At 59.2% G+C, this 14541-nt stretch carries 10 protein-coding genes and 1 pseudogene; 5 read left to right on the forward strand and 6 right to left on the reverse strand.

Features of this window, described 5'->3' with window-relative positions; translation table 11 throughout:
• The 3 genes and pseudogenes from DW925_RS09100 to DW925_RS09110 form a co-directional block, all read right to left on the reverse strand.
• Positions 1-210 (reverse strand): annotated as a pseudogene (locus DW925_RS09100) (hypothetical protein); the annotation flags it as partial.
• On the reverse strand, positions 198-896 hold the full coding sequence (locus tag DW925_RS09105) for a hypothetical protein (RefSeq protein ID WP_117790847.1): 699 nt from the start codon (positions 894-896) through the stop codon (positions 198-200). The pseudogene DW925_RS09100 and the gene DW925_RS09105, both read right to left, overlap by 13 nt.
• A 3-nt stretch (positions 897-899) precedes the next feature.
• Positions 900-1865, reverse strand: coding sequence for a hypothetical protein (locus DW925_RS09110; protein WP_199577073.1), 966 nt, complete (start codon positions 1863-1865; stop codon positions 900-902).
• Between the two features lie 143 nt (positions 1866-2008).
• Here DW925_RS09110 and DW925_RS09115 point away from each other — a divergent pair, with 143 nt between their 5' ends.
• The 3 genes from DW925_RS09115 (at position 2009) to DW925_RS09125 (ending at position 4768) form a co-directional block, all read left to right on the forward strand.
• Positions 2009-2563: a TetR/AcrR family transcriptional regulator gene (locus DW925_RS09115; RefSeq protein ID WP_117790848.1), complete on the forward strand. Its 555-nt coding sequence runs from the start codon at positions 2009-2011 to the stop codon at positions 2561-2563.
• Between the two features lie 204 nt (positions 2564-2767).
• Entirely contained in the window at positions 2768-3298 is a 531-nt protein-coding gene (locus tag DW925_RS09120; RefSeq protein WP_117790849.1) for a flavodoxin family protein, read from the forward strand.
• 180 nt (positions 3299-3478) lie between these two features.
• Positions 3479-4768 carry an ATP-binding protein gene (locus DW925_RS09125; protein WP_117790850.1) on the forward strand — a complete coding sequence of 430 codons (1290 nt, stop codon included), beginning with the start codon at positions 3479-3481 and terminating at the stop codon, positions 4766-4768.
• 99 nt (positions 4769-4867) lie between these two features.
• Here DW925_RS09125 and DW925_RS09130 read toward each other — a convergent pair whose 3' ends face one another.
• Both DW925_RS09130 and DW925_RS09135 read right to left on the reverse strand, forming a co-directional pair.
• Positions 4868-7108 (reverse strand): DNA gyrase subunit A, encoded by a 2241-nt coding sequence (locus tag DW925_RS09130; RefSeq protein ID WP_117790851.1) that lies wholly within the window; start codon positions 7106-7108, stop codon positions 4868-4870.
• A gap of 45 nt (positions 7109-7153) precedes the next feature.
• On the reverse strand, positions 7154-9151 hold the full coding sequence (locus DW925_RS09135; RefSeq protein ID WP_117790852.1) for a type IIA DNA topoisomerase subunit B: 1998 nt from the start codon (positions 9149-9151) through the stop codon (positions 7154-7156).
• 234 nt (positions 9152-9385) lie between these two features.
• Between DW925_RS09135 and DW925_RS09140 the strand changes: the two genes are divergently transcribed.
• A complete protein-coding gene (locus tag DW925_RS09140) occupies positions 9386-9853 on the forward strand; it encodes a maltose acetyltransferase domain-containing protein (RefSeq protein WP_199577074.1) in 468 nt (155 codons plus the stop codon).
• Positions 9817-9945, forward strand: coding sequence for a hypothetical protein (locus tag DW925_RS10385; RefSeq protein WP_369831933.1), 129 nt, complete (start codon positions 9817-9819; stop codon positions 9943-9945). The genes DW925_RS09140 and DW925_RS10385 overlap by 37 nt, the downstream gene beginning before the upstream one ends.
• A gap of 175 nt (positions 9946-10120) precedes the next feature.
• Here DW925_RS10385 and DW925_RS09145 read toward each other — a convergent pair whose 3' ends face one another.
• Positions 10121-14488 carry a hypothetical protein gene (locus tag DW925_RS09145; RefSeq protein ID WP_117790853.1) on the reverse strand — a complete coding sequence of 1456 codons (4368 nt, stop codon included), beginning with the start codon at positions 14486-14488 and terminating at the stop codon, positions 10121-10123.
• Positions 14489-14541 lie beyond the last annotated feature (53 nt).

Raw genomic sequence — 14541 nt, forward strand, 5'->3', positions numbered from 1 at the left:
GCTGGGGTAGAGGTGGTAGAAGCCGTCGAAAAGGCTCTTGAAGCCAAAGGCTTGCTGCCAGTCCGCCATTCCTGCGCGCGCCATGCCCGCGCGGTTGTAATGGTTGAACCCGGCGGCGCTCGACATGCCCGAGCCGATGCCGACGATGATGGCGTCGGCATCGTCGATAAGGCTTCGAAGCCTACGCGCTTCTCTTTCTAGGGGTGGCATCGGGCGATCTCCTCGAAAGCCGGGGCCATATCGCCGTCAACGAGAATCGTCTCGCACGATGCATCGGGCGCCATAGCCTGGCTGTAGTTGAACACGATGTAGGTGGCGTGCTCGCAGACGTTCGCGATCTGGGCGAGCATGTGCTTTATGATGCCGTTGCGCAGTCCCACGCCAAGTTCGAGGATGGCGACCCTGCCGTTGCGATGGGCTTGCACAAGGCGCTCGAGCTCCTCGAGCTGGGCCGTGGCGAGGGCGTCTGGATGGGCGAGACGCCGCTCGTCGATCGACGTGCGTATGCTCCCCTCCGTCTCGAGCACGCGCTCCTCGTCGAACCCGGCGCGCGCGAAGTGCCCGTCGATGTTGCATGTGACCACGAAGGTGTCGGCGTGCTCCGTAAGACGCCGCAGCCCGTTCATGAGCGAGCCGGGCTCATATTCGAGATACTCCTTTTGATGGAACCGCTCGACCCATCGGCGTCGCACGCTGGCATCCGGGGAAGCGAGCCCCTGCAGTATGCAGCCGATGCCGTCGGCCTGAGCGAGGTCGCCGTACGCCTCTCGGAAATGAGCATCGGCGCAGAAGAGGTTGAGCCCCTCTGCCATGTCCAGCCCGTTGCTGGCGCCGATGATGACAAGATCCGCCTCGGCTAGCGCCCTGCCTATGCGAACTGCTTTCACCGTTTCCATGTGCTACCTCCTCAGCGTCTTGCGCACGTCGGCGAGCACGTCGGCGATGTCGGCGCGAACGGCGAGCCCCCAATCCTCGATCGCGCGGGGGAGAAACTGCGTCCTGTTGTTCACGGCGATGTAGCTAGCCTGCGACAACTGCGCCGTGAGGGCCCAGAACGGCTCCTGGATAAACGCGGGCGTCATGCGGCCCACGCCCAGCTCGAGGAAAAGGATCCTCTGCCGCGCGTGCGCGTCGAGCCAGTCGGACACCTTGTGGTACTGCTCCTCGTAGAGCTCGCCCTGCAGGAAGTTGCCGTAGCCGCGAACCCAGGGGAACGCCTCTGCCCCGCAGTGCGGGCAGCGCGGCACGAGCTCTGTCGGAACCTCAAGGCCGTCTCCCATGGCCTCTACCATGTTGGAGACCGGCTCGACCGCATCCCACACCGCGTCGGTGCAACAGCGGGAGCACTGAAAGAAGCGGTGGTCGCCTTGGATCTCTGCCACCTTCTCCCAGGGGTAGAGCTTCACAAACTGCGTGTCCTGGTTGGTGGTGAGCACGAAGAAATCCTTCTCGGCGAGAATGGCGTCGAGGTCCTTGTAGGGCTTGCGCAGCGGGGCGTTGAGCGTGGTGTCGAGGAAGGTGGCGAGGTATCCCCAGCGCGCCTCGGCGGTGGGCCAGCGGTAGAACGACCCCTCGAAAGCGCCCTTGAAACCGTAACGCTCGGCGAATTTGCCGAAATGCCTGCGATAGGTTGCGTTGTCCTCGTAATAGAAGTCGCCGCCGCCCGCCGCGGAGAGCCCAGAGGCCCCGCCCACCAGCACGCAATCGGCTTCCTCGATCATGCGGGCGAAGTCCCTGATTTGCTGGTCGTAGGGCTCGGGCTCGCGGTCACTCAGCTCATAGGGCGTGCCGCCGCTGCGGTAGGCGGCCTGAAGGGAAAACGATTGGTTGGTGAGCTCGATAACGAGCTGCTCGTACAGGGTCACTGGATACCTTCTTTCAGCTATTATAAACAGGTGTCTATAAAAAGTATCCATGTCGATTTGCTTAAGAGCAATGAACAGCTTCGGCCTGCTGTCGATAAACGAGCGTTTGCCGGGCATTGTCGAGCGTTGCAATTGGAGGGGTAATGGAAGCGGGGAAGATCGATCGTCGCCGACGCTATACACTCTCGGTCATACGGGAGGCGTTCTTCGCGCTGCTGGCCGAGGTCGGCTTCGCGAAGATGACGGTAGCGGATATCTGCCGACGCGCCGATATCAACCGTGGCACGTTCTATCTGCACTACGAGGACAAGTTCGCCCTGCTCGACGCGCTTATCGACGAGGCCTTGGCGGCGGTGCCGCCGCTCGAGGGAACGGAGGCGGGCGCCCTCTGCCAGCGTCCGCCGGCAAACGATGACTATTATCTGCTCTACTCGGATGACGACGCGTACGCCCGGGTGGCACAGCGCGTCGTCGAGCGCGGCGCCGAGCAGATGGTTCCCTCGATCATGGAGGAGACTGGGCTTTCGCGCGAGGACGCCTATCTGCTCTTCGTCCACAACGTCCAGGGAAATCTCGCGGTCAACCGCCTGCTCGGTTGGAGGCGAGGGCCCGAGTTTGCCCACGCTCAGGAGCTGCTCAGCGCCTATTCCGAAGGGGGCATGCGGGCGGTATCGGCTCGTCGCGATCCCCGTAGTTGATCTTGACAGCGTGCCATTTCAGGCAGGCGACGTTGCTATGGCCCCTCTTTGGTTTTCGATGTTGTATAAGGCAATCGCAATCGCCTTGAGCTTCTTTAGGGAACTTGAGCAAGAGATATGGCCTGCTGGCGATTGATTAACCCCATTTGTTTTGGTTACAAGAAAAAATGCTGCGCGCCTGCAGCATGAAGGAGAGGGAATCCTATGAATATCGTTGTATTGAGCGGCAGCCCGCGTAAGGGCGCCAATACCGATACCATGGTCGAGGCGTTTGCCGAGACCGCGCGTGAGGGCGGCCATACGGTCGAGGTCATCCGCGTTGCCAGCAAGAAGATCGCCGGCTGCTTGGGATGCCAGTACTGCTTCGCCCATGAGGGCGTCTGCGTGCAGAAGGATGACATGGCCAACGTGATTGAGTCGCTGAAAGACACCGACATGGTTGTCTTCGCTTCGCCTATCTACTGGTTTGACATCACTGCGCAGGAAAAGACCGCCATCGACCGCCTGTACGCCTTCGGTGCCACGGGTTTCCCGTTCACCAAGACGGCCCTTTTGCTCGATAGCCACAGCGAGGGTGTCTATGATGCGGCGATCGCTATGTACAAGTCAACCTGCGCGTACTGCAAGTGGGAGGACCAGGGCATTGTCACGATTGGTGGCATGACCGAGCGCGACAGCATGGCATCGTCGCCCAAGTTGAAAGAGGTGCGAGAGCTCGCTCGCAAGCTCGCCTAAGGACAAGAAGAACGCATGGCAATCAGCGTTGGTGGAAATGCTTGCTGTCCTTACCGAGAGATAGGGGCGAATTCCCTCAAGTGCCGTATAGAACAATTTTTAAACGCAGAAAAATAACTGAAAACAAATTAATCCGCGTTAAAATATTGTCAAATAGAAGTTCATGAGGGAAGGTTACGTATGCGTCGCAAGGCAGACGAGCTCCTTAGGGAATGGCGAGACAGAGCTGATAGAAAACCTTTGCTGGTCAAAGGCGTGCGCCAGTGTGGCAAGACCTATTTGCTCAGAACGCACGCCCAGGATCTTTTCGAATCGGTTGTCTACGTTAATCTTGAGAACGACCGGTCGGCGCGAGCGGATTTTTCGGGCGGTCTTGATCCTCATTCGATCGTACGTGCGATCGAGGCTCGTACGGGACAGCGTATCGTGCCTGGCAAAACCTTACTGTTCATTGACGAGATCCAGGCATGCGAGGAAGCGCTCACTTCCCTTAAATACTTTTGCGAAGATGCTCCCGAGTATTACGTTGCGGCTGCCGGGTCGCTTCTTGGGGTTGCCATTAACCATCAGTCGTATTCGTTCCCCGTCGGAAAGACCGACTTGATTGAGATGACTCCACTCGATTTCGAGGAGTTTCTCTGGGCGATGGGGCACGATCAGCTGGTCGACGAGATACGCTCATCATTCGAGATAATGGGTCCTCTTGCGCCAAGCCTTCATGAAAAGGCGCTTGGGCTCTATCGACAGTATCTTGTTGTTGGCGGAATGCCCGAGGCGGTCCAAACGTACATCGATGATCAGTCAATCATTGATGTGGCCGAAAAGCATCGGATTATTCTCGACGGATATTCCGCCGACACCAATAAATATGCTGATGAACGCTTGAGCGCAAAGACGCGTGCGTGCTTCGATTCCATTCCACAGCAGCTTGCCAAAGAGAATCGTAAATTTCAATACAAGGTAGTGCGAGCGGGGGGCAATGCGTCTCTCTTTGGAGATGCTCTCGATTGGCTTGTATTGTCGGGTACGGTGGCGCGCTGCAGCCTAGTCGGGCAGATCGAAAGCCCTTTAGAGGCCTTCGTTAACCCTTCTGCTTTTAAAATCTATCAGGCGGATACAGGGCTGCTGGTCTCCAAGGCCGGTGCTCAACGCGCCGATATTCTTGCCGGTATCGGCGGCACATTCATGGGTGCACTTACCGAAAACTACGTTGCCCAACAGCTTTCAGCCATGGGTTATCCACTGCATTATTGGGCGCGAGATAATCGTGCGGAAATCGACTTTGTAGTAGAGAAGCAGGGATGCTTGTCTGCGATTGAAGTCAAGGCGGGGGAGAACACAAGATCTCGAAGTCTGTCCTCACTTAAAAAGACCCATCCGGGCGTGCGCCTTATCAGGCTATCGACTAAGCCCTTTGGAATGAATGATGGGCTTATGTCTGTTCCGCTTTATGCGGCATTTTGTCTATAGGGATGATGCTGGTGTAATGCATGGGGCCCGGGGCGCAGCGTTTACTGCGCTCCGGGCCCCGCTGCTTTGTAAAACCATGACGGTTTAGTCGCCGTTGTTTTAGTCAAACAAACTCGGCATGTCATTTTCCTTCATGAGGGCGCCGGCGGAGGGCAGGCTCTGCGCGGTGAACTTCTCGGCCGAGACGCCGGCGCCAAGGATTTCCTCGGTCGTGCCGACGGTGGTGACCGAGCGGCCCTTCTTGGCCGTAAAGGCCTGGACGCCCTGCGTGTTGGTGGTCGTCTTGGTCTTGAGCAGCGACGTGTTGAAGTTCATCAGGCGGTAGTCGCTCGAGACCAGCGCGAGGTCGCGGTCCTCCTTGAGCACCTGCGCATACAGCAGCTTGCTGCCGCCGTAGATGGCGTTCTTAAGGCGCTTGCGGTTGGTCTTGGTAGCGTATCCAGAAAGCGCGACACGCACCACGCGGCCGTTCTCAAAGACGAACAGCACGTCGGCCTTGTAGTCCTCGGGGTCGATGACCCAGATGACGCTCTCGTCGGGTTCCATCTCAAGATCGGTCGGAAGGTACGAGCCCAGCTGGGCCGACTTGGTGTCCTCAAACGCCGCGACCTTGCACTTGTACACCTGGCTCTTGTTGGTAAAGACCAGCAGCTCGTGGGTGTTGGAGGACGGGAACTCGATAAAGGGTTTGTCGCCGTCCTTGTACTTGAGCGTGGTCGCCTTCTTGAGCACGCGGTCCGTCATCTTCTTTAGGTAGCCATCGCGCGAGAGCATGATGGTGACCGGGTACTCCTCGACCTCGGGCTCCAAGCTTACCTCGATAACCTCATGGGGCTCGATCCTGCCCGTGCGGCGCGGCATCACGTACTTCTTGTTGACCGCTGCTAGCTCGTCGCTGATGACCTTCTTGACGTTCTCCTCGCTGGAGAGGATCTCCTCAAGCTCGGCAATCTCGCCCTCGAGCTTGGCGATGTCCTTGGTGCGGTTGAGGATGTACTCCTCGTTGATGTTGCGGAGCTTAAGCTCGGCGACAAACTCGGCCTGGGTCTCGTCGATGTCGAAACCCTTCATAAGGTTGGGTACAACCTCTGCCTCGAGCTTAGTGCCGCGGATGATGGCGATGGCCTTGTCGATGTCGAGCAGAATTGCCTCAAGGCCGTGCAGCAGGTGCAGTCGCTCGGACTTTTTGCCCAGGTCAAAGTTAATGCGGCGACGCGTGGACGCAATACGCCACTTGACCCACTCGTGCAGAATCTGGCGCACGCCCATAACACGGGGATAGCCGTCGACGAGCACGTTGAAGTTGCACGAGAACGAATCCTGCAGCGTGGTCGAGCGATAGAGCTTGGCCATGAGCTTGTCGGGGTCGACGCCGCGCTTAAGGTCGATGGCGATGCGCAGACCCGAAAGGTCGGTCTCGTCGCGGATGTCGGCGATCTCCTTGACCTTGCCCTCCTTGGAGAGCTTGACGATGCGTTCGATGATGACATCGGTCTTGGTGGTGTAGGGGATCTCGTAGACCTCGATGATGCGCTCTTCGGGAATCCAGCGCCAGCGGGAGCGAATCTGGAAGCTGCCCAGGCCGGTCTCGACGATCTTCTCCATCTCCTCGCGGCGGTAGATAATCTCGCCGCCGGTCGAGAAGTCGGGCATGGGCATGTACTCGAGCAGGTCGCAGTCGGGATCCTGCAGGTAGTGCATCGTGGCGGTGCAGACCTCGTTGAGGTTGAAACCGCAGATGTCGGACGCCATGGCGACGCCGATGCCCTTATTGGCCGAGACAAGGATGTTGGGGAACGTGGTGGGCAGCAGGCGCGGCTCCTTCATGGCGCCGTCGTAGCTGTCGACGAAGTCGACCGGGTCCTTGTCGATGTCCTTGAAGATCTCGGCGCTGATGGGGGAGAGCTTGGCCTCGGTGTAACGCGAGGCGGCGTAGCTCAGGTCGCCCGAATAGTACTTGCCAAAGTTGCCCTTCGACTCCACGAAGGGGGCAAGCAGCGCTTCGTTGCCCGTCGCCAGGCGCACCATCGTTTCGTAGATCGCGGCATCGCCGTGCGGGTTGAGCTTCATGGTCTGACCCACGATGTTGGCGCTCTTTTGGCGCTCGCCCTTGAGCAGGCCCATCTTGTACATAGTGTAGAGCAGCTTGCGGTGCGAGGGCTTAAAGCCGTCGATCTCGGGGAATGCGCGCGAGACGTTGACGCTCATGGCGTAGGGCATGTAGTTGACCTCGAGCGTCTGCGTGATCGGCTGGTCGGTGACCTCGGAGTGCAGGCCGATGACGTTCTCGGCGTTGACCTGCTTTTTCTTTGGCTGGTTCTTCGTCTTCTTCTTTGCCACGATTTCCTCTTGAACTTCTTATGGGCCGTCGTTATCGATTTGCTGCTATTGCAGGTCCAGCTGGTCCAGGTATTCCTTGCCGTGCTCGGAGATATGGCGCTTGCGGCCCGCCTCGTCGTTGCCCAGCAACAGGTTGAACATGGTTTCCATCTTGGTGACGTCCTCGGGCTCCACCTTGATCAGGCGGCGCGTCTCGGGGTTCATGGTGGTGAGCCACATCATGTCCGGATCGTTCTCACCAAGACCCTTGGAGCGGTTGATGGAGCACTTCTGGTCGCCGATCTCCTTGAGGATGCCGTTCTTCTCGAGCTCGGTGTAGGCAAAGTAGGTTTTCTCTTTGCAGTTGATCTCGTAGAGCGGCGACTCGGCGATATACACGTAGCCCTCGTCGATAAGTGTGGGCACCAGGCGGTAGAGCATGGTGAGCACGAGCGTGCGGATGTGGTAGCCGTCGACGTCGGCGTCCGTACAGATGATGACCTTGTTCCAGTTGAGGTTGTCCAGGTCAAAGGCACCAAGGTTCTTGATGCGCTTGTCCTTGATCTCCACGCCGCAGCCCAGCACGCGCATAAGGTCCATGATGATGTCGGACTTAAAGATGCGCGGGCAGTCCTCCTTCAGGCAGTTGAGGATCTTGCCGCGGACGGGCATAACACCCTGGAACTCGGCGTCGCGCGACGTGCGGATGGCGCCTGCTGCCGAGTCGCCCTCTACGATGTAGATCTCGCGACGGTTTTTGTCCTTGGAACGGCAATCGATGAACTTCTGCACGCGGTTGGCCATGTCGGTCTTCTGCTGCAGGTTGGTTTTGATGCTCTGGCGGGTCTTCTCGGCGTTCTCACGCGAGCGCTTGTTGATGAGCACCTGCTCCACAATCTTGTTGGCGGCGTCTTTGTTCTCGATCAAATAGGTCGAGAGACGCTCCTTAAAGAAGGCGGTCATGGCCTGCTGGATAAAGCGGTTATTGATAGCCTTCTTGGTCTGGTTTTCGTAGGACGTCTGGGTGGAGAAGCAGTTGGTCACCAGTACCAGGCAGTCCTGGACGTCTTGCCACTTAATGCCGCTCTCGTTTTTGTTGTACTTGCCCTGGCTCTTGATGTAGGCATCGATGGCGCTGGTCAGGGCGCTGCGGGCCGCCTTCTCCGGCGAGCCACCGTTCTCGAGCCATGATGAGTTGTGGTAGTACTCCTGCATTGTGAGGGTGCGCGAGAAGCACATGCACGCGGTGATCTTTACGTTGTAGTCGGGCAGGTCCTCGCGGTCGCGACCGCGACGGTCGGCCTCGATGAAGAAGGGCTCGGTGAGGTAGTCGGCACCGACCTTCTCGAGCACGTAGTCCTCGATGCCCTTGGGGTAGCAGAAGTCCTCTTCGGAAAACTCGCCATCGTCGCCTTCGATGCGCAGGCGGAAGGTCACGTTGGCGTTGACCACGGCCTGGCGGCGCATGGTCTCGCGATACCAGTCGTGGGGAATGCTGATCGAGGTAAAGACCTCAAGATCGGGGCGCCACTTGATGGTGGTGCCGGTGCGGTTCTCATCGCTGGGCTCAATCTCGAGCGCCTTCTTTTTGGTGCCGACGACCTTGCCCTTCTTAAAGTGCAGGGAGTACTTGTTGCCGTCGCGCCAGACGGTGACGTCCATGTACTCGGAAGCGTACTGGGTCGCGCACGAGCCCAGGCCGTTGGTGCCGAGCGAGAAGTCGTAGTCGCCGCCCTGGTTGTTGTTGTACTTGCCGCCGGCGTAGAGCTCGCAAAAGACGAGCTCCCAGTTAAAGCGCTTCTCGGAGGGGTTCCAGTCGAGCGGGCAGCCGCGGCCATTGTCCTCTACCTGAATGGAGCCATCGCGAAAGGCGGTGAGGGTGATGAGCTTGCCGTAGCCCTGGCGCGCCTCGTCAACGGCGTTGGACAGGATCTCGAAGGCGGCATGCGCGCAACCGTCGAGCCCGTCAGAGCCAAAGATGACGGCGGGGCGCAGGCGTACGCGCTCCTCGTCCTTGAGCTGACGAATACTGTCGTTACCATAGTTTGCGGTGTTTTTTGCCATGCTCGCTCTCTCGATGCTCCTTTGCTGCGTTTAAGTCATATAGATAGTCAAGGTAGCATAGCCCAGCCCACAGACGATTCCACCCAACACGAAATCCATCGAACAATCGTTCGGATTCGGGCACCTTTGGCTTCTGCGGTCATTCCCTGCGCGGTGTGGTGCTCGTGTTAAAACCGTGGCTTATCGGCTGGTAGAATTGCCGCATCAAGACTGCATGTTGTTTGAGGGGGCGCAATGACCGAGAAAGAGAAGATGGAGCGCGGTGAGTGGCATGATGCCAACTTTGACGAGGAGCTCCTGGCGCAACGCGCGAAGGCGGAGGCGCTCTGCTATGACTTTAATATGGCAAAACCTGGAAGCGACGCACAGCTCGATGCTTTGAAGTCCTTGCTCGATACCGATCTTCCCGGGGGGCTGACGGTCCTTTCGCCTGCCTACTTTGACTACGGGAGCAAGACGACCTTTGGTGAGGGCTGTTTTGTAAACCATGGCTGCTACTTTATGGACGGCGGCTCTATCACCTTTGGTGGCAACGTGTTTATCGGGCCGTTTTGCGGCTTCTACACCGCTTCGCACCCCCTAAAGGCAAGGACCGCAACTTGGGTCTCGAGAAGGCTCTGCCCATCGTTGTCGGCGATAACTGCTGGTTTGGCGCGAACGTGTCAGTGCTGCAGGGAGTTACCATCGGCAGCGGTTGCGTAATTGCCGCGGGCAGCGTCGTGACGGAAGACCTTCCAGACAACGTGGTGGCGGCAGGCGTCCCCGCAGTCGTCAAGAAGACCATCGAACAATAACGAAGCCCTTAAACGATAGTGCCCCACTGTCCTCGGTGGAATGCGGGGCGAGGAAGCCGAGCTCGACTCCGCTGGCGACATCTAATGCGCAATGGGCTGGCTCTGGGTATTCAGAACCAGCCCATTTTGATGTTCGATGAGCCGAGCCGGCGTCTCTCACAAAAATAACTAGGAGCTAGCGAGACTTATCCGAATTGACCTCATTGGCGGTGTCTTTTTCGAGCGCCGTGCGGCGGGCGCTGTAGGCGACAAGGCCGGCGCCTGCAGCGGCGAGTGCTGCAGCGGCTGCCGTAAGGGGAGCGTTGACATCGCCCGTGCCCGCAAGTGCGCCCGCTTTTCCGGAGCGCTTGTTATTGCCGTGGTCCTTGCCGCTGCCGGAGCTGCTTCCGCCGGAGCCGCCGCCCTCGTCAGTACCGCCGCCACTCGAGCTACCATCGCCGTCTGCTGTCATCGGGGCGTCGTGAAGTCCTGTCGTATCCGCGCTGTCGCATACGCCGACCTGAACTTCTGAGCGTTCGCATGCCGCGTCGGGCACATGAAGCTCGTGCAGAACGGCACTCAGCGCCGAGTTTGCGCCCGGTCGGATCTCCTCGAGCGTTACGGGGTCGAGCGCCACCAGATTACGCGCCTTCGCATACAGCGTGACGCGTTTGCCCACTTCGTCGCTCCGACTCTCGGGGATGGCGAAGCTCATGCGGAACTGTGCCGTGCAACCCGGTGCCAGCACGGCGTTGCCGTTGTCGGCTACCAGCGGGTGCGTTGCAAAACGTGCGCCCAGCGTCTCGAGCGCGTACTTTACGTGTGCCATGTCGTTGGCCGAAGCGTCTTCGGCAAGCTCTGGATCGTAGATCGAAGCCATGCGTGCGTTCGCTCCGAATCCGATGGATGCGCTGGAGAACGGCTGGCTGGAGCCCTCTCGGTACAGATCGATTGTGCCGGCAGTCAGCAAAGTGTTGCCGTCGTTTCGCACCGTGACCATGAAGGATTCGCCTGCTGCTCCGGGCACCACCGCGCCCGAGGTAGCGACCGCGCCCGTCGGAGTGGCACACGCCACCAGAGGCACTTCGATGCCGTGCAGCTCTGCCTCGCTCTTCTCCGCGCTCACAATGTGCGTGGCGAGCGCGGAGAGCATGCCTCCCGACGTCAAAAATGTCGTTATCTGATCGACGGGATGGTCCAGCTCGCACATCACGAACGGCTCCGTGAACAGATCACCTGCCAAGGTGCTGGCGAAGATGCGGAAGTGCTTGCCCATCACTGCTACCGGGTTGCCTTCTTCGTCGTAGGTTTGCCCCACCTTGCCATCGGTGTTCTCTATATAGAGCGCGCACCTGCCGTTGTTGCTTACGCTAAACGATGCCGGGCCACAGCCTGCGGCACCCACGGGCTGCGTTGCAAATGCCGATGCGCCTCGCGTCCAAGTAATATGCTGCAGCTGCTCGTTGACGGTGGCCAAAAAGCCCGAATGTTGTGGCCACGGCACCGCATGGGGCACCGTGGCGTCTGGTGGCATAACGCCCCAGCCCGCAATGGACTGGCCGATCACGGCGTACGATGCGCAGCCGCAACCGTCTGCGGTCTCGTACGCAACGGGCACCACCATTTTGCCGTTGATATTCTCGGGCTCGCTCAGCTCGATACTCGACGGTGCTTGCGGAAAGCGAAGAACTTGGCGGAACGTCAGGCTGTCGCCCGAAACGTCCGACCACAGGGTAAAGCATTCCAGCGCAACCTCGGCCTCGCTGCCGAGCGCCTTCTCTGCGGTGGTTCCGCGGCGGTGGAGGTAGGCACCCGACAGGCGTCCGTCGACCAGCGTCTTGCCTACCGTGATGCGCGGGCACTGCAGGCAATGGTAGCCATCCTCTTGCAGGCGGCCGCGCGAGATGCTGCGCCATGACGTATGCGACACCACGCGGATCTCGTCATTACTTATGCGCAGGCGCACAACGGACAGTATGCCGGCTGTGCTTGCCGTATCGAAAAGGGTGTTGTCGCCGGCGGGGCGCTCGCCCGAGACCAGCAGCACGTAGGCGTCCTGGTTTCCTCTTCCGTCCGTATATTCCACCACGTCGAAGTCGTAATCGAATATGCCGTTGCGCTCCACGTCGCCCTCGCCAAACCCAAGGGGAAAGTCCACGGGCGTGGGAGCGGACCACGTGCCGTTTGCCTTTGTGTGCACCACCAGGCGCGAGCGGCCATTGTCGCCGTAGCGCACCGAGGCGATACGGAACAAGCATTCTACGCCGGCAATCATCGTTAGCTTCATGTGGGCTTCGCTGAGCACGCCGGAAAACAGCACGTTGTCGCTCGAGGGTTTTATGCCGCCACGCTCGTCCTCCGACACGCCGGCAGAATTGGCGTTCGGGTCCGCAACGGCGTTCGTTGACTGACCGATGTAGGTGTACTCATACATCGGTGCGGCATTTTCGTCGTTCTCTATCAGCGCATGGACGAAATGTTCGACCTGTCCCGTGTCGTCGCTCTCCGCGTTCGCCTCGAGCTCAATGCGCGTGACCGTTTGATCCCAATCGCGCACGACAGGCGCGGCGTTTACGGCAGTGGCCTTAACCTCGGCGCGTGCGAGCAGCTCGGCGTTGGTGACGATGGTGGCCGATGCGATAAACTGCGGCACACCACCTGCCTCGGCGTTGCCGGCCGAGCCGAAGCAGGCATCCAACGTATAAGGCGTATTTCCACCCAATGCCAGCTCAGAGCGCTGGAGTACATACTGGTCGCCATTGTTCACCGACATATTCCACGAATCGATGAGTGTGGGCCACGACCCCGACCAAGCCTTGGTGGTCCACTTGAACATTACGAACTGGAGTATCACATCGACATCGACGTCTGCACCCACGCGCAGCCGCGGAAGCTGGTGTCCATCTGCCTTCTCGTACCCAATGAACAGCGTGAGGGATGCGGCACCGCGCACGGCAGACGAAGCGACGCCTGCAACGCCGGCTCCAAAGGTGACGGCAAGCCCGATCTGGATGGTGAACGAGCCCGACGTGTTGGAATAGTCGAGCGAAATGTTCTTGAAAAACGCCGCGCCGCTGCCGTGCGTGTGGGCAGCCACAGCGAGCGCCAGCTTCGCCAGCACCCAAGGGTTGACGTTTAGGAAAAATGGCACCGGTCCTAGGGTAAACTGCTCGGTCCAATTGAGGTCAGTTCTTACCTGGAAGAGGGCCTTAATATTGCCGTATGCGGGGTCGTTGTTGTTACCCCAGGTTTTGCCCACCCAATCGTAGGCGAGCGAGCCGTACAGCTGTGTGGCGATATCCATCGTGAACAGCGGCGTGCAATGGTGGCGAAGGAGCTTGGTGTTTCTTGGATCGGTGCCCGAACCGGCACTCATACTTTTGTACTGATTCCACTTCCCCTCCATTTCGTCGAGGTAGCGGTTTGCCTGCTTGGCGCCCGACTCGCGCGGTGACTTCTTCCAGTACTCCGGATCCGGATTGCCCGAATCGTTCATATAGCTGGCTGGTTTGTATCCTCCGCCAAACAGCACGTATCCAGCAAACGAGAAATCGAAGAGGATCGGAAATGTGGGCATCCAGCACGTGAACTTATTACCACCGATGCCGGGAAACGATGCGGGGAAATCAAACGGAGTGATCTCTTGGTCCATAGTGGTGGGGACGATAGTGGTCGATCCGGATTCCGCCTTTGCCGCCGGCGCGGTAACAACGGCCATGGGGGAGGAGAGCGTGTAGGTTTTGCCCTGGTAGTCGAGGACAAAGCGCAGCTTGCATCCTTCTTCCAGAAGGCTCGACGCTGCATCGAGGAACTTGTCTTCGAGTGTGAACGTCGCCAGACTATCCGCGCCCGATGCGCTGGCCTTGATCTGACCAATCTGCGTGACGGTTTCGGTTGAGCTGCCCGCAGCGGGCATCACTTTATTGATATGCAATGTTGCCTGCCCGCCCTGCGGCAGATGAGCCTGCACGGTAAAAGCGTGCGTGTCGGGCTGGTCGTTTGCCGCTTCGTCCGCTGGCATTGCCATAAACGTGGCGTCGGCGTACTGGATGTCCCATTCGTCGAACGTGAGCTGGCGGAAGTACGGCTCGCCGTCGGAAAGCGGACGTGTGGGTGCGGTTATGGCGGTGCCGCCCTGGATACGCGCAAGGGGAATCTCGACATCACGGTAGCCCGCCATGCTAATGGAGATGCCGCCGTTAAAGTCGTACGCGTCAAGGAGCGTTGCCTCGTCCACGTAGCCTTCCGAAAGAGGGGCGACCTCAAAGATGGCCGTGCCTTCGTCATCGGTCGTGGCGGTTAGCTGCTTGCCTACGGCATAGCGCGATGTGAGCGTGACCTGGGCACCTGCGATGGGCGTATTCTTGTTGGCGACGTCGACCACGACCACACCAAACATGGTGCGCGAGAGAACGAGCACCTTGAAGGGGTCTTCTTCGTCGGCATAGGCCGCGGTGGGCGCGAACGGCAGCAGGAAGGCATTTTCGCTTCCCGGCACGCGAGGCAACATAATGCTCGCCAGCGAGGACGCTCCAGCAACAAGTAACGAACGGCGATCAAGCATCTTGGGCTCCCATCCCGCAAATATCGGTGGAAATAATCCAATTTTGCGAGAAG

The sequence above is a fragment of the Collinsella sp. AM43-1 genome (genome assembly GCF_003467925.1).
Classification (GTDB): domain Bacteria; phylum Actinomycetota; class Coriobacteriia; order Coriobacteriales; family Coriobacteriaceae; genus Collinsella.